We start from the raw sequence: 14,639 nt of genomic DNA, 5'->3' as shown, positions 1-14,639 counted from the left end.
ACGGGCCGGAGCGACCTGTACCTTGGACCATGCGCGCCGGACGCGAGGGTCAGTATCCCGCCTCGATCGCCATGCGGATCGCGTCGGCGCCAGTGCGGCACCCCAGCACGTCGAACATCGCCGCGCGGTGCATCTTCACCGTGCGTTCGGTGATGCCCAGCTCATGCGCGATCTGCTTGTTCAGCCGTCCCGCCGCCATGCCGAGCAGCACCGCCTTTTGCCGCGCCGACAGCATGTCGACGCGCGTGCGCGCTGAAGTCTGCGGCGCTGCGACCGGGGCGGGGGTGCGCACTTCGACCTGCGAACCGAGGAAATAGCGCAGCTCGCCGCGATCGTCGAAGATCGGCGCGACCATCACCGCGTTGCGGAACGGGGTACCGTCCTTCTTGTAGTTGAGGATCTCGACCAGCACCGTCCGCCGCGCCGCCACCGCCTTGCGGATTTCGTCGGTCAGCTCGGGTTCGGTCCCCGGCCCGGCGAGGAAACGGCAGTTGTTGCCGATGATCTCCTCGCGCGAATAGCCGGTCAGCGCGACGAACGCGTCGTTGCATTCGATGATCGGCGTATCGGGCCGGTGCGGATCGCTGATGACAGCGGCAACCGCGCTTCCGGCGATCATCTCGGACGGTGACATGCTGGCGTCATGCCAGCTTGGTGGGCGCAGCGCAAACCTGCACCTCCGGCCATGTTGTGCGCGCGGTTAACCGGGAGGATTGTGGAACCTGACCAAGGAGGCGTCGATGAACTATTATGCACCGCGTGAGGACAATTCCGGCGCGTCGCCTCATGTCAGCGAGGAAGAGGCGCGTGAAGCCGTCCGCACGCTGCTGCGCTGGGCCGGCGACGATCCCGATCGCGAAGGGCTGCGCGACACCCCCGATCGCGTCGCGCGCGCCTATCGCGAATATTTCGAGGGGTATGAGCAGGATCCCGCCGCGATGCTCGCCCGCACCTTCGGCGACAGCGGCGGCTATGACGAGATGGTGGTGCTGAAGGATATTCCCTTCAACTCGCACTGCGAACACCATATGGCCCCGATCATCGGCAAGGCGGCGGTTGCCTATCTCCCGCGTGAGCGCATCGTCGGCATCTCGAAGCTCGCCCGCGTCGTCCACGCCTTCGCCCATCGCCTGCAGGTGCAGGAGCGGCTGACCGTCCAGATCGCGCAGTGCATCATGGACACGCTCAACCCCCATGGCGTCGCCGTGGTGATCGAGGCGCAGCATGGCTGCATGACGTGCCGTGGCGTCCGCACGCCGGGCGTCGGAATGGTCACCAGCAAGCTGCTCGGTTGCTTCCTTGAGGACCGCTCGAGCCGGGCGGAGCTGCTGGCGCTGCTCGGCTATCGATGAGCAGTTCGGTTGCGATTGTCGGGGCTGGCGTCAGCGGGCTGTCCTGCGCGCGCGCGCTGCGCGATCAGGGGCATCATGTCACCCTGTTCGACAAGGCGCGCCGCCCCGGTGGCCGCGCCTCGACCCGTGAGCAGGCTGTCGGCGATCGCCTGTACGCGTTCGACTTCGGCGCGCAGTATTTCACCGCGCGGCATCCTGACTTCGTTGATCAGGCCAATGGCTGGGCGGAGCGGGGCATTGCCGCGCGCTGGCAGGCGGCGGGCGACGATGCCTGGGTCGGCGTGCCCGCGATGGCGACGATCGTGCGCGACCTCGCCGATGGAATGGGGGTGCGCTGGTCGAGCCACGTCCAGTCGATCGTCCGCCGCGCAGGCAGCTGGTCGCTGACCCTGACCGAAGGGGCGGCGGGGCCGTTCGATGCGCTGGTGCTCGCGATGCCGGCCGAACAGGTCGCCGCGCTCGCCGGTGCGCAGGACTTCACGCTCGCCCGCCGCGCGGTCATGTCGCCCTCGCGGCCATGCTGGGCGGTGATGCTGGCGTTCGACGCGCCGCTGCCGGTTGATGCAGATGTATTGCGCGATATCGGCCCGATTGCCTGGGCCGCGCGCGATTCCGCCAAACCCGGCCGCCACGGCGGAGAATCATGGGTGCTGCACGCCGCCAGCGACTGGTCGATCGCGCACCTCGATCTCCCCAATGAGGAGGTGGCCGACCAGCTGACCGCCGCCTTCCTCGCCGCGATCGGCTTGGTGGCACAGCCTGCCGCGACCCGCGCGCACCGTTGGCGCTATGCCCTGTCGAGTCCGGGCAGCGACGGCGCCTATTGGAACCCCGGGCTTCAACTCGGCGCGTGCGGTGACTGGCTGCTTGCCCCCCGCCTCGAATGCGCGTGGCTGTCCGGCCGGATGCTCGCCGAGCGGATCGCGGACAGCGTAGAGGACAGCCCGCGCGCGGCCAGCACCGGCTGACCACGCGCGGGCCGTCATCGATCTTACAACCCGTCGACTGCCTTGCTGACGAGGATGTTCACCGCCACGCGACGGTTCTGCGCCTTGCCTTCCTCGGTCATGTTATCCGCCAGCGGATCCGCCTCGGCCATGCCGGTCGGGGTCAGCATGCGATACGGCTTCCATCCGCACGCCTGCTGCAGATGGTTGACCACCCGGCTCGCACGCTTCTCGCTGAGTTCCTGATTGAGCTCCTCGCTGCCGGTCGCATCGGTATAGCCGACGACCAGCAACAGCGCGTTCTCCATCGACCCGGCCTGGCTCGCCGCATTGCACAGCTCGGCCTTCGCCTGCGCGCTCAGCACCGCCTTGCCGGTGTCGAAGTTCACATTGGTCGTGCCCTTGACGTTATACTGGTCGATATCGCCGACCCGGCCCTTCAGCGCCTCGGTCGCCGCCGCCTGCTCGCCAAAGCGCTGGTCGGTGCCATTGCGGATCATCGACGCGGTCTTGAGGTCCTTGTTCTGCAGCTTGATCTGGCTCGCGACCAAGGTCCCGTTCCAGTCGCGCGTGCGGATCGTTACCGGCAGCCCGTTAAGCAGCGCATCGGCGCCCAGCTTCTCGCGGCTCAGCCCCAGGAACCCGCCGCTCGCCCGGATGTCGGTCGCGCCCGTCACCGCGATCAGCGTCGGCGTGCCATCGGCGGTGGTTACCTGGATCTGGTCGCCCTTGCGCGCCGAGATCATCCCCGAAACCTCCGGTCCCGCGGCCAGCTGCTCCAGCGGCGGCAGCGCGGTGCTCTGGATCGTCACATCGCTTTCGGGCTGCATCGCTGCCTCCTGCGCGGCAAGGCTCGCGGGTGCGGCGCTTGCAAACAGGGCGGTCAGGACAAGGATCTTGGGGGTGATGGAACGCATGAACATACTCCTGAAACTGGTCAGCCCATTGCGGGGCTGGGGGAGCAAAGCATGCGTAACGACCTTGGTTCCAGCGGGGTGCCCCCGAGTCCGGGCGATCGGTGCCGTTCGCGCGGCGGGCCGTGCAACCGGCGCCGGTCCCACAAACAAAACGGGGTGCATGTTGCCATGCACCCCGTGTCGTCTTGCTACGTCCGAACCGTTCAGAACTGGAGGCGGATCCCGGCGCGGCCGCCAGCACCGTCGATGCTGCGGATGCCGTTGCTGTCGCTGAACGAGCGGATGTAGTTGCCCTCGATGAAGCCGCTGATCCCCTGGCTCTGGGCGATCGTCACACCCAGCGTCGCTTCGCCATAATCGCGCAGGCGATCATTGGTGTAGCCAAGGCTGGTGGTGCCGCTGGTGAAGGTGACGCTGTCGCGGCCCTTGAACTCATGGACGTAATTGCCGCCCACATAGACCGCGGCTTCTGCACCGCCGCCGATGCCGAAGGCCCCGCCGATGCGGCCGCCGGCGCGTCCGCGCAGGCCGTCTTCATCATCGAAGCTGACGGTCGTGCCATTGAGCGACAGATCGTCGAAGTCGTTCTTCACATACGAGATGCTGGCCGCCGGCTCGACGAAGAAGCTGTCGCTGCCGAAACGGATGCCCGCCTCTGCCCGCGCGCCATAGACGCCGCCGTTGGTGTCAGCGCGGAACCCTGCGCCCGCCATGTTCGCCTTCGACCAGAAATAGTCGTACTTGCCGATCGCGTTGACGAAGATGTTGCCCGACGTGAAGCTGCCATAAACGCCACCGTTGATGACGTCGAAGCTCAGCCGGTCGGCCGACCCCGCGAAGTTCATCGACGAATTCGTGTAGCCGCCCGTGACGCCGAAGGCGAAGCCGCCACGCTCACCACTCGCACCGCTGACATCGAAGCCGATCTGACCGCCGAAATAATCCTGCTCATAGCCGGTGTCGGTCAGGCGCGACTGGCCAAAGGTGTTGAAGTTGCGGCTGCCGCCACGGGTTTCGACCGACCCATGCATCTGGGTCCAGAAGCGACCGGCGACATCGCCGCCGCCTTGCGTCCACAGTGCATCGCGGCGGGCGCGAAGCTGCCCCGACACGGTGTCGGCCGACTTCAGCCACAGGCTACGAACACCCTCGTTGAAGCTGAGCGTGCGGAAGGCGCTGTCGCTCGGTGCGCCGGTCAGCGAGTAGGTGCCGGTGGCGGCGTCGAAGACGACTTCGAGCCGGACGAAGCCCGCATCGAGCGAGCCGCCCGCCAGATCGAACGCATTGGCAGCCGATCCGGTCGCCGCGCGGACCAGCACGGTGCCCGAGTTCAGGACCGGCTGGCTTCCGGCCAGCTGGTTGAGCTGGATGGTCGTGGTGCCGCTGGCAACGCCGCCGATGATCAGCTGATCGGTCACCGGGGTCGCGCCGAGCGTGACGTCGAGGCCGAGCGTGCCGTTCGCGCCGGCATAGGTGCCGGGCAGGGTCAGCGTGTCGCCTGCGCGGCCATTGCGCAGATCGATGGTGCCGCTGTTGGTCATGCTTTCGAGACCGGTGAACGTCGGCGCGACGGTCGCGGTCGCTCCGGATCCGACCAGGATCAGCCCGCTGTTGACGAAGCTGTCGCTGCCCGCCCCGAAGTCTGGGTTGGCGCCGACGGTGAAGGTTCCGCTGTTGTTGATGCGGTCCGCACCTGCGGTCAGGACGATGTCGGACGACAGGTTGCCGCTGTTGTTGATCGTGATCGGCCCGCCGTTGGCGACGAGCGCGAAGCCATTGGCGTTATTGGCGATCGTTCCGGCGTTGTTGAGCGTGCTGGTGCCCACCGAATTCAGGACGATCGAGTTGCCCTGACTGGTGGCGAACGAGCCGCCGGCGCCGACATTGACGACGCTGTTGCCGCCGCTGGTGACGGTCAGCGCATCTGCGGTGGTGCCGAGCGCGCGCACTGCGCCATTGACCGTTGCGGTGGCGTTGCCGGTCGTCGCATTGACGACGACGGCGCGCGAGCCGTTGCCGGTGGTGGTCACGTTATTGACCGTGACGGCGACCGGGCCAGCCGTGCTCGACGCGTCGACACCGTTGGAGGTGACGCCAGCTGTGGTGATCGTTCCGCCGTTGGTGACGGTCACGCCGGTCGGGCCGGTGGCGAAGATGCCGCGGCTGTTCGCGCCCTGGGTCGAGATGTTCCCGGTGACATTGACCGTCGCGGAGCCGGTGCCGGCGATCGCGCGCACGCCATCCGATGTTGCGCCGACCGTGCTGACGCTGCCGCCATTGACCGTGGTGGTTGCGGTTGCGCGCGGGCCGAAGAACGCAACACCTGCCGGGACGAGCACACCATTTGCGTTGGCGCCGGTGGTGCTGATCGCGGTGAAGTTGATGTTGGCACCGGTGACGCCGCTGGCGACGATGCCATCAGCATTCGCACCCGTGGTAGTGATCGCGCCGCCATTGATCGTCGCGGTGCCTGCCGTGGTGACGGTGATGCCGTCAGCGTTGAGGCCGGTGGTGCCGATCGTTCCCGAGGTCACCGATACCGCGCCGGTGTTCGACACGGCACGGATCCCGAAGGCGTCGGTTCCGGCGGTGTTGATCGTGGTCGAGTTGACGGTGACCGTGCCGGTGCCGCCGGTCTGGGCAAGAATGCCGACCGCGCCGCCGCTAAAGCCGCCGCCGCCTACGCCGCTGGTGGTGATCGTACCCGAGGTGATGTTGAGATTGCCGAAATCGCTGTTGGCGTCGATGCCGATCGCGTTCTGGCCGCTGGTCGTGACGCTGCCCGAACGGATGGTGATCGCGCTGGTGTCGGTGCTGGCGCTGATCCCGTCGGCATTGGCGCCATTGGTGGTAATCGCGTTGGTGCTCGTCGTGATCGAGCCCTCCGACGAGCTGACGATCAGGCCGAAATTATTCGCGCCGTTGGTGACGATCCGGTCGAGCGTCACGGAAATCGGATCGGTGTTGTTTGACACGAGGGCACCGAAGCTGTCGCTGGTGATCAGCGTGTTCGTTCCACCTTCGATCGTAAAGGCATTGTCGCCGACCGCGAGCAGACCGAGATTGAGGCCGCCGGTGGTGTCGATGCGCACACCGTCCTGCAGCACGATGGTGAGGTCGGCGGGCGGGGCGATGTAGGTGACCCCGTTCGTATAGGGGTTGCCCGCTCGGGTGCAGACCACGGTTCCAGCGGTCGCCGGTGCGGCACCGCATTCTTCCTGAGCCAGCGCTGCGGACGGCAATGCCAGAAGCAAGGCAGATGCAGTTCCGGCGAGCGCCGAGGCCAGGGTGAAGCGTGCGCGCGTGCGTGGCGACTGGGAAATGTGGAGCATGGGCATATGGGGGAGAGCTTTCGATGACGCGTCGTCCGGACTGAACGATCGGCATAGCAACGCTGGCGACCCCGACACGGACCCACGGGCAGACGCAAGTTTATGTCTTGCGCCTGACATTTTCGATCGGTGTTGCCCAGTGGCCACAGTCCGGCTGCGAAACGATTTCCGCTTTGGATTGAACCATTTGCCTAGAAATCGAGGTTCGGTGATCTGCGTGCCATGGTGCCGACCCGCATCGCTCCAGCGGCATGACCGCCGATACCTGGAGGCGACGCGATCAACAAAAAAGCGCCGGAGTTTCCCCCGGCGCCTTCTTGTTCAACCTAAGCTGAGGGTCCCCCTCAAGCTGCCTTGGCGCGGCTCGCGCGCTTGCGCTCGTGCGGGTCGAGGAAGCGCTTGCGCAGGCGGATCGTCTTCGGCGTCACCTCGACCATCTCGTCATCGTCGATGTACGCGATGGCCTGCTCCAGCGTCATCTTCTTGGGCGGGGTCAGGCGGATTGCGTCGTCCTTGCCCGACGAACGGACGTTGGACAGCTGCTTGGCGCGCATCGGATTGACCTCAAGGTCGTCCGGCTTGGCGTTCTCGCCGATGATCATGCCTTCGTACAGCGCTTCGCCGTGACCGACGAACAGGATGCCGCGCTCTTCCAGCGTGTTGAGCGAATAGGCATTGGCCTCGCCCGAACCGTTGGAGATCAGCACGCCGTTCTTGCGGCCCTCGATCGTGCCCTTGTACGGGCCGTACTTCTCGAACAGTCGGTTCATGATGCCGGTGCCGCGCGTGTCCGACAGGAACTCGCCATGGTAACCGATCATGCCGCGGCTGGGTGCGCTGAAGGTGATGCGCGTCTTGCCACCGCCCGACGGACGCATGTCGGTCATCTCGGCCTTGCGGATGTTCATCTTGTCGACGACCGTGCCCGAATATTCCTCGTCCACGTCGATGATGACCGTTTCATACGGCTCCATCTTCTGGCCGTCTTCTTCCTGAAGCAGCACGCGCGGGCGGCTGATGCCGAGTTCGAAGCCTTCGCGGCGCATCGTTTCGATCAGGACGCCCAGCTGAAGCTCGCCACGGCCGGCGACTTCGAAGCTGTCCTTGTCGGCTGCTTCGGTCACCTTGATCGCGACGTTCGATTCGGCTTCGCGGAACAGGCGGTCGCGGATCATGCGGCTGGTCACCTTGGTGCCCTCACGCCCCGCCATCGGCGAATCGTTGACCGCAAAGCGCATCGACAGCGTCGGCGGATCGATCGGCTGTGCCTGGATCGGCACGCTGACCGAAATGTCGGCGATGGTGTTCGACACGGTCGCGACGGCAAGGCCGGCGAGCGAGATGATGTCGCCCGCCTGCGCTTCGTCGGTCGGCACGCGGTCGAGGCCGCGGAAGGTCATGATCTTCGACGCGCGGCCGGTCTCGATGATGTTGCCGTCCATGTCGAGCGCATGGATCGCCTGGTTCGCGCGCACCTTGCCGCTGGTCACGCGACCGGTCAGCACGCGGCCGAGGAAGTTGTCGCGGTCGAGCAGGGTGACGAGGAAGGTGAACGGCGCGTCGATGTCCAGCGCGGGTGGCGGGACATGGTCGACGATCTTCTGGAACAGCGGGGCGAGCGTGCCCTCACGCCGGTCGGGATCATCGCTGGCATAGCCGTTGCGGCCCGATGCGTAGAGGACCGGGAAGTCGAGCTGGTCGTCATTCGCGTCCAGGCTGACGAACAGGTCGAACACTTCGTCCAGCACTTCCTGAATACGCTGGTCGGGGCGGTCAACCTTGTTGACCACGACGATCGGACGCAGGCCCAGCGCGAGCGCCTTGCCGGTCACGAACTTGGTCTGCGGCATCGCGCCTTCCGACGAATCGACCAGCAGGACGACGCCGTCGACCATCGACAGGATGCGCTCCACCTCACCGCCGAAGTCGGCGTGGCCGGGCGTATCGACGATGTTGATGCGGATCGAGTTCGCCTCGGTTCCGTCGGGCGACCAGTCGACCGAGGTCGGCTTGGCCAGAATCGTGATTCCGCGCTCCTTTTCCAGGTCGTTGGAATCCATCGCACGCTCTTCAACGCGCTGGTTGTCGCGGAACGTGCCGGACTGACGGAAGAGCTGGTCGACGAGCGTGGTCTTGCCATGGTCGACGTGGGCGATGATCGCCACGTTGCGGAGATTCATACGAGTTCCTGGATATCGCAGAAGTGCGGTGCGGGCGCCCTTAGCGGAAATGTCGCACTGCGGGAAGACCTAAGCGGTCGCGGCGATCAACCGCTCTGCAGAGTCGGCGTCGACGGGCCGTGAATAGAGATAGCCCTGGGCAAAGGTGCATCCCATCTCGCGCAGCCGATTGCGCTGGCCGATGGTTTCGATGCCCTCGGCGACGACGGCCATATCCATGGTATTCGCCAGGTCGAGCACCGCCTGGACGATCCCGACGCCCTTGCGCCGGTCGACCGCGCTCATGCCGACGATGAACGACCGGTCCAGCTTGAGCGTGTTGAACGGATAGCGGTGAAGGTTGCCGAGCGAGGAATAGCCGGTCCCGAAGTCATCGAGACTGATCTTGACCCCGATATCCGCCAGATCGCGCATCACGCGGATTGCGCGTTCGGGCTGCGCGATGGCGATACTCTCGGTGATCTCAAGCGCAAGCGTTCCGGGCGCGATCCCACTCGTTGCGATTGCCGCCCGCACAATCTTTGCGAAGCCTGGCTGAGCGAATTGCCGTGGCGAGACGTTAACGCTCATCGTCAGCGATCGCCCGGGAAAGCGCCGGTTCCACCGCGACGCTGCCAGACACGCCTCGTTGAGTGCCCATTCGCCGATCGCGACGATCAGGCCGGTTTCCTCCGCCACCTCGATGAATTCGGCCGGCGACACGATCTCGCCGCGCTGGCGCTCCCACCGCAGCAGCGCTTCGAACCCGACCAGCGCATCGCTTCCCATGTCGACAATGGGCTGAAAGAACAGACGGAACTCACCGCGTTGCAGCGCGCGGCGTAGGCCATTTTCGATATGCAGGCGGTTGAGCGCGCGTGTGCGCAATGCGTCGTCGAACAGCGCGGCCTGGCCGCGGCCGCGCGCCTTGGCCGCGTACATGGCGGTGTCGGCGTTGCGCAGCAGTTCGATCGACGTCGTCGCTGGGCTGTTTGCCTCGGCGATACCGATGCTGGCGCCGCCGACCACTTCGGTGCCTTCAACTTCATGCGGCAGCGACGCAGCGTTCAGCAGCGCCGATGCGATGCGGAGCGGCAGGCCTGCGTCATCGAAATCGTCGAGCACGACGGTAAATTCATCCCCGCCCAGTCGCGCCAGCGTCCATTGGGCGCTGGCGCGCGAGTCGCCGAGCGCGGTTTCAAGCGCTTCGCGAAACCGATCCGCCGTCGTGCACAGGATCGCGTCGCCCGCATAATGGCCGACGCTGTCGTTGACATATTTGAACCCGTCCAGATCGATGAACAGTACCGCGATGCCCTGATCGGGATGCCGTTCGCGACGGCGCAGCGCCTGTTCGATGCGATCCATGAACAAGGCCCGATTGGGCAGGCCGGTCAGTGGATCGTGAAGCGCGTCGAAGATAAGCTTGGCGTTGAACCTGTCACGCTCGATCACGCGGCCCAACTGGGTGCCGATCTGGGCGGTCAGGTCGAGCAGCACGGGATCTGCGTCGCGATTGTCGCGAGCGAAAAACTCGATCACGGCCTCGATCCGGTTGCCGACCATCACCGGAAAGGCGAAGGCACAGTTCAGACCCGCCGTCCGCGCGACGTCACGCCGGGGGAAATTGGTGGCATTGCGCAGGTCGTACAACCAGTGCGGGCGCAGATCGGCGAGCACGCGGCCGGGCAGCCCCTCGCCCTTCGCGAAGCTATGGTTGAGTGAAAAGCCGATGAAGTCGGCAAGGTCTTCGGGTTCGGAGGAATACCAGATTCCGGCAGGCTCCATCGATTCGCCATCCGATGCGGTCAGATAGACGTTGCCGAAAGCCGATTCGGTGAATTCGCAGAGCTCGACCAGCGCAAAATCGAGCGCTTCACGCACTGCCGATGATTGATTGGCGACCGTGGCGATGCGTTGAAGCAAGCCGGCGCGCTGCTGCGCCAGATAGAGATCGCGCAGACCCTTCTCGGCAATCGTCTCTGCTTCATCGCGCGCGGCGCGTTCGCGCCGGAGCGCACGTTGAGCGCGCGCGAGTTCCTGCGCGAGATCGATCGCATCCGAAACGTCGAAACTGACGGGGTTCAGGACACCCATTTGACCGCGAGCTGACAGTCGTCGGCACCGTCATGCATGCACCGGCGATGCTCCACGGTGACGGTCTCGCCATAATGGGTGGCGCCCCCTTCGATGAACCCGTGCGCGAGTGCGCACAATTTGCGCGGCGAATTATAGCCGATCAGCAGTTCGCCGGCCTGTTCCTTGAACTGGAAATGCGGGCATCCGGCGCCTGAATAGAGCTTGCGCACCTCCGGGTGGATGATCCCGTTGACGCTGAGCAGGAAGTTTCGTGCATCGGGCTGATTGTCGAAGAAAGCGGGATATTTTACTGCCAGGCGCGGGATTGCCTGCGCGCCGAACCAGCGCAGAATGTCCGCCGGCGTCTTGCCCAGTGCACCCGATGCGGCATCGACCAACGCCATGATCTCGCTATCCGGATAGCTCCCCAGCGACGTGTACGCGCCGTCGAGGCCCGTGGCATCGAGCAGGTCGTCCCAGGTGCCATCGCCGAGTTGTTCGACGACCACCTGTTCGAGGATATTGAAAATCACGCCCTTCATGCCGCCCTCCGCCCGGCTGAACCATGGCGTGAAGCATGTAAAAAAAGGTCTAAAATCCGGGTGCGTAGGGATTCACTGGCAGTTCGAGTTACTCATTTTGGGATCTGCGGTCAGGATCCCGTTGCGGGCCGCGCCCATTTGTCGACGATATCGAAGCGCGCCGCGTTGAGCACCAGACGCCGCCCCGCAATCGAGAACTCGAGCAGCGCGTCGCCGCCGCTCGGGCAGCAATTGGGATCCTTGTCGCGCCACAGCTTGCTGGTCGCCGCCATCCCCTCGAAATCATAATCGACGCCCTTCCAGATGCCGAACCCCGTGGGCAGCTTTGCGGGCAGGGCGTCGCGCCAGCTTTCGAGCTCGATGTCCTGCCAGCTTTTGCTCGCCGCGTCCCATTTGAACAGCAGGTCGGCATTGCCATTACCGGTGCCCATCGTGCGGCCTGGCACCCAGATCATCCCGTCCTGCGTCATGCGTGGCGGCTCATAAACAACGCCGTCGAACGACCATCCGATCGCCTTTGCGGTGCCGTGTCCGCTTTCGGCCCACAGAACGATGCCCGCGCCGATGCCGTCGTCACCCGAAGCGCCGTCCATCATCTGCCAATGGACCGGCTGGCCGTCCTTGCGCCACAGGACGCCCGACGCGGTCACCCCGCACCCCCGGTCCAGCCATTTGGCCATGCACGTCTGGCTGCGCGCCGATGGCGTCTTTATCATCGTGCGCACGCCCTGCGCCTGCGCGAGCGCCTTGTCATACGCGTCGATGGCGTCGCGGAACGTCTGTTCCAGTGCGACGTCGTCCATCGGCTTGCCGTCATAGTCGAGCGCGGCGCGAATGTCGCGCAGCACCGCGTCATGCCGTGCCTGCCAGGTCGCGGTGCGGTTGCCGAGCGCCATCACCGCTGCGAACTTGTGCGCCATTTCGGCGCGGAGCGGGGCGAGCGAAGTCGCCGAGCACGCGCGCTGGCCATAAGTCTGTTGGCAGAGATCTGCCTGCGATGCCGAAGCGGGGATGGCGAGCGCGGACAGCAGAACCGCGATCAAACTAGCGCGCATGATCCTCCATGACGGGGGGCGCATCCTTCGCGGGCTGGGCTTTCAGGCGATAGACTTTCCCCAGATCGACTGCGGCAGGGCGCGCAGCGGCGGCCGAAGCCACCGGCACCCACACCGCGATCGAACCGGCGATCATCATCCTGAGCCTGCGTTCCATGACTCCTCCGTAGGGCCAAGACGTTAACAGCCTGTTTGCCATCAACCACTGATAATCACAGTCGGTTGCACGATAACGCACGTGTATTATATTTGCGATACACTTGAAGGCAACGCGGTTCCCGTTCATCTAGGGGAGAACCGCTGGAGGGATGGGATGGCGACCGAGACTGCGACTGCCGAAAAGACCGACGATCTGGTGCTGACCGCGCCCGAGCCGCTGAAGGAACGTCCGATCGAGAAAATGTCGGGACTGGTGCCCGTCGATGAAGGCAAGAAGTCCGAACTGGTGACCCGGGTCGAGGGCTTTATCGATGACCTCGTCGCGCAGGATGTAAACTCGCCCGAGTTCGGCAAGCGCGTCGATGCGATCACCGCGATGGGATCAAAGGAAATCCGCGACGCGGCGGGCCAGTCCAACCGCTTCCTCGATCGCCCGGTCCGCGCGATGGACAAGGATGTCGGCGTCGGCAAGGATCTGGCCGAGCTGCGCCGCGTGGTCGAGGATCTCGACCCCGGCAAGAAGGGCAGCCTGACTCAGCGCAAGAAGCTGTTCGGCATCATCCCGTTCGGCAATTCGCTGCGCAATTATTTCGACAGCTACAAGTCGAGCCAGGGGCATATCTCGGCGATCCTCAAGAGCCTGCAGTCCGGCAAGGACGAGCTGTTGATGGACAATGCCGCGATCGATGTTGAGCGGCAGAATCTGTGGGCGGCGATGGGTCGGCTTGAACAGATGATCTACATCTCGAAGGAGATGGATCAGCGGCTGGAGGACAAGGCGTTGGAGTTGGATCACAGCGATCCGGCCAAGGCCAAGGCGATCCGCGAGACCGCGTTGTTCTACACCCGCCAGCGCACGCAAGACCTGCTGACCCAGATGGCGGTCACCGTACAGGGCTATCTTGCGCTTGATCTGGTCAAGAAGAACAATGTCGAGCTGGTGAAGGGCGTCGATCGCGCCAGCACCACTACCGTAGGCGCGCTGCGCACTGCGGTGACGGTGGCGCAGGCGCTGACCGCGCAGCGGCTGGTGCTCGACCAGATTACCGCGCTCAACACGACCACCGCGAACATCATCGATTCGACCGGCAAGCTGCTCAAGGACAATACCGGCCGCATCCACGAACAGGCGGCGTCGGCGACGATCCCGATCGAAACGCTGCAGCGCGCGTTCCAGAATATCTATGACACGATGGACGCGATCGACACGTTCAAGGTGAAGGCGCTCGACAATATGAAGACCACGGTCAACGTGCTGTCGACCGAGGTCGAAAAGTCCAAGGGCTATATCGCCCGGGCCGAGGGCGCGGCGCAGAACCAGATCGGCGGCGCCAACGACACGTTCAAGCTGGAGGCTCTGTAAACGCCCGTGCCGACCGAGATCGACCGCCAGATTGACCGCGCGAGCGAAGTCCTCAACCGCTCGCGCGAGCGCTACACGACGCTGAGTTCGCGCGCGAAAAAGCGGCGGGAGGCCGAGATTCTCGGGCGGATCGGGCGGATCGCTGCGGCCGTGGGTGCAATCCTGATCGGCGCGATCGTGGTCGGCTGGTTCATTCCGCTCGGCATGGGCGGCGCGTTGCTGGTGATGGCGGCGCTGATTGCGGTGACGTTGTTCTTCGGGCTCGCGCCGACCAGTCGCGAGGTTGCGCCGGAGAAGTTCGGCGAAGCGCCGCTGGCGACGCTGCCGCACCAGACCGAGGAATGGCTAGACCGCCAACGCCTCAGCCTGCCGGGCGCAGCGATGCCGCTGGTCGATGGCATCGGGGTGAAGCTCGATATACTGGCGAACCAGCTCAAGACGCTGAACGAAGCCGAACCGGCCGCGGCGGAAGTCCGCAAGCTGGTTGGCGAGCAATTGCCCGAGCTGATCAAGGGGTATCAGCGCGTGCCGGACAATCTGCGCGGCGTCGATCGCTTCGGCCAGTCGCCGGACAAGCAGCTGGTCGATGGCCTTGCGCTGATCGATCAGGAGATTTCGCAGATGTCGGCGCAACTAGCGCAGGGCGATCTCGATGCGCTGGCGACGCGGGGGCGGTATCTGCAGATCCGCTATCGCGGGGATGATGAGGTTGCGGGGTAAATACGCGGCTTCGT

The 14,639-nt window shown here is 65.0% G+C and carries 12 protein-coding genes; 4 read left to right on the top strand and 8 right to left on the bottom strand.

Going from position 1 to position 14,639, the window contains the following annotated elements; genetic code table 11:
- Positions 1–49 precede the first annotated feature (49 nt).
- Positions 50–634: a PAS domain-containing protein gene (locus K9B35_RS15175; RefSeq protein ID WP_224922824.1), complete on the bottom strand. Its 585-nt coding sequence runs from the start codon at positions 632–634 to the stop codon at positions 50–52.
- A 106-nt stretch (positions 635–740) separates the two neighbouring features.
- On the opposite strand from K9B35_RS15175, the gene folE reads away from it, so the two are divergent.
- Positions 741–1,352 carry a GTP cyclohydrolase I FolE gene (folE, locus tag K9B35_RS15170; protein ID WP_224922823.1) on the top strand — a complete coding sequence of 204 codons (612 nt, stop codon included), beginning with the start codon at positions 741–743 and terminating at the stop codon, positions 1,350–1,352.
- The gene (locus K9B35_RS15165) at positions 1,349–2,320 is read left to right on the top strand and encodes an NAD(P)/FAD-dependent oxidoreductase (protein ID WP_224922822.1); all 972 of its coding nucleotides are present in this window, start codon (positions 1,349–1,351) and stop codon (positions 2,318–2,320) included. The genes folE and K9B35_RS15165 overlap by 4 nt, the downstream gene beginning before the upstream one ends.
- A 23-nt stretch (positions 2,321–2,343) precedes the next feature.
- Here K9B35_RS15165 and K9B35_RS15160 read toward each other — a convergent pair whose 3' ends face one another.
- The 7 genes from K9B35_RS15160 to K9B35_RS15130 form a co-directional block, all read right to left on the bottom strand.
- Entirely contained in the window at positions 2,344–3,222 is an 879-nt protein-coding gene (locus K9B35_RS15160; protein ID WP_224922821.1) for an OmpA family protein, read from the bottom strand.
- 197 nt (positions 3,223–3,419) lie between these two features.
- Positions 3,420–6,548 (bottom strand): autotransporter outer membrane beta-barrel domain-containing protein, encoded by a 3,129-nt coding sequence (locus K9B35_RS15155; protein WP_224922820.1) that lies wholly within the window; start codon positions 6,546–6,548, stop codon positions 3,420–3,422.
- Between the two features lie 344 nt (positions 6,549–6,892).
- Positions 6,893–8,728: a translational GTPase TypA gene (gene typA, locus K9B35_RS15150; protein WP_224922819.1), complete on the bottom strand. Its 1,836-nt coding sequence runs from the start codon at positions 8,726–8,728 to the stop codon at positions 6,893–6,895.
- A 69-nt stretch (positions 8,729–8,797) separates the two neighbouring features.
- Positions 8,798–10,804: a putative bifunctional diguanylate cyclase/phosphodiesterase gene (locus K9B35_RS15145; RefSeq protein WP_224922818.1), complete on the bottom strand. Its 2,007-nt coding sequence runs from the start codon at positions 10,802–10,804 to the stop codon at positions 8,798–8,800.
- Positions 10,792–11,328: a heme NO-binding domain-containing protein gene (locus K9B35_RS15140; protein ID WP_224922817.1), complete on the bottom strand. Its 537-nt coding sequence runs from the start codon at positions 11,326–11,328 to the stop codon at positions 10,792–10,794. Before K9B35_RS15140 ends, K9B35_RS15145 begins: the two co-directional genes overlap by 13 nt.
- Before the next feature lie 110 nt (positions 11,329–11,438).
- Complete coding sequence (locus K9B35_RS15135) at positions 11,439–12,383, bottom strand: hypothetical protein (protein ID WP_224922816.1); 945 nt, start codon at positions 12,381–12,383, stop codon at positions 11,439–11,441.
- Complete coding sequence (locus K9B35_RS15130; RefSeq protein ID WP_224922815.1) at positions 12,373–12,540, bottom strand: hypothetical protein; 168 nt, start codon at positions 12,538–12,540, stop codon at positions 12,373–12,375. The genes K9B35_RS15135 and K9B35_RS15130 overlap by 11 nt, the downstream gene beginning before the upstream one ends.
- A gap of 156 nt (positions 12,541–12,696) precedes the next feature.
- On the opposite strand from K9B35_RS15130, the gene K9B35_RS15125 reads away from it, so the two are divergent.
- Together K9B35_RS15125 and K9B35_RS15120 are read left to right on the top strand one after the other, a co-directional pair.
- On the top strand, positions 12,697–13,905 hold the full coding sequence (locus tag K9B35_RS15125) for a toxic anion resistance protein (protein ID WP_224922814.1): 1,209 nt from the start codon (positions 12,697–12,699) through the stop codon (positions 13,903–13,905).
- 6 nt (positions 13,906–13,911) lie between these two features.
- The gene (locus tag K9B35_RS15120) at positions 13,912–14,625 is read left to right on the top strand and encodes a hypothetical protein (RefSeq protein ID WP_224922813.1); all 714 of its coding nucleotides are present in this window, start codon (positions 13,912–13,914) and stop codon (positions 14,623–14,625) included.
- The last annotated feature ends 14 nt before the right edge of the window (positions 14,626–14,639 follow it).

The organism is Sphingomonas sp. R647, from assembly GCF_020177055.1.
GTDB lineage: Bacteria > Pseudomonadota > Alphaproteobacteria > Sphingomonadales > Sphingomonadaceae > Sphingomonas.
The sequence above is the reverse complement of the archived record's forward strand: the minus strand, read 5'-3'. Positions and strand labels throughout refer to the sequence as shown.

Coding starts and splice junctions, on each gene's coding strand:
- K9B35_RS15175 (WP_224922824.1), bottom strand. CDS start 634: ATGTCACCGTCCGAGATGATCGCCGGAAGCGCGGTTGCCGCTGTCATC.
- folE (WP_224922823.1), top strand. CDS start 741: ATGAACTATTATGCACCGCGTGAGGACAATTCCGGCGCGTCGCCTCAT.
- K9B35_RS15165 (WP_224922822.1), top strand. CDS start 1,349: ATGAGCAGTTCGGTTGCGATTGTCGGGGCTGGCGTCAGCGGGCTGTCC.
- K9B35_RS15160 (WP_224922821.1), bottom strand. CDS start 3,222: ATGTTCATGCGTTCCATCACCCCCAAGATCCTTGTCCTGACCGCCCTG.
- K9B35_RS15155 (WP_224922820.1), bottom strand. CDS start 6,548: ATGCTCCACATTTCCCAGTCGCCACGCACGCGCGCACGCTTCACCCTG.
- typA (WP_224922819.1), bottom strand. CDS start 8,728: ATGAATCTCCGCAACGTGGCGATCATCGCCCACGTCGACCATGGCAAG.
- K9B35_RS15145 (WP_224922818.1), bottom strand. CDS start 10,804: ATGGGTGTCCTGAACCCCGTCAGTTTCGACGTTTCGGATGCGATCGAT.
- K9B35_RS15140 (WP_224922817.1), bottom strand. CDS start 11,328: ATGAAGGGCGTGATTTTCAATATCCTCGAACAGGTGGTCGTCGAACAA.
- K9B35_RS15135 (WP_224922816.1), bottom strand. CDS start 12,383: ATGCGCGCTAGTTTGATCGCGGTTCTGCTGTCCGCGCTCGCCATCCCC.
- K9B35_RS15130 (WP_224922815.1), bottom strand. CDS start 12,540: ATGGAACGCAGGCTCAGGATGATGATCGCCGGTTCGATCGCGGTGTGG.
- K9B35_RS15125 (WP_224922814.1), top strand. CDS start 12,697: ATGGCGACCGAGACTGCGACTGCCGAAAAGACCGACGATCTGGTGCTG.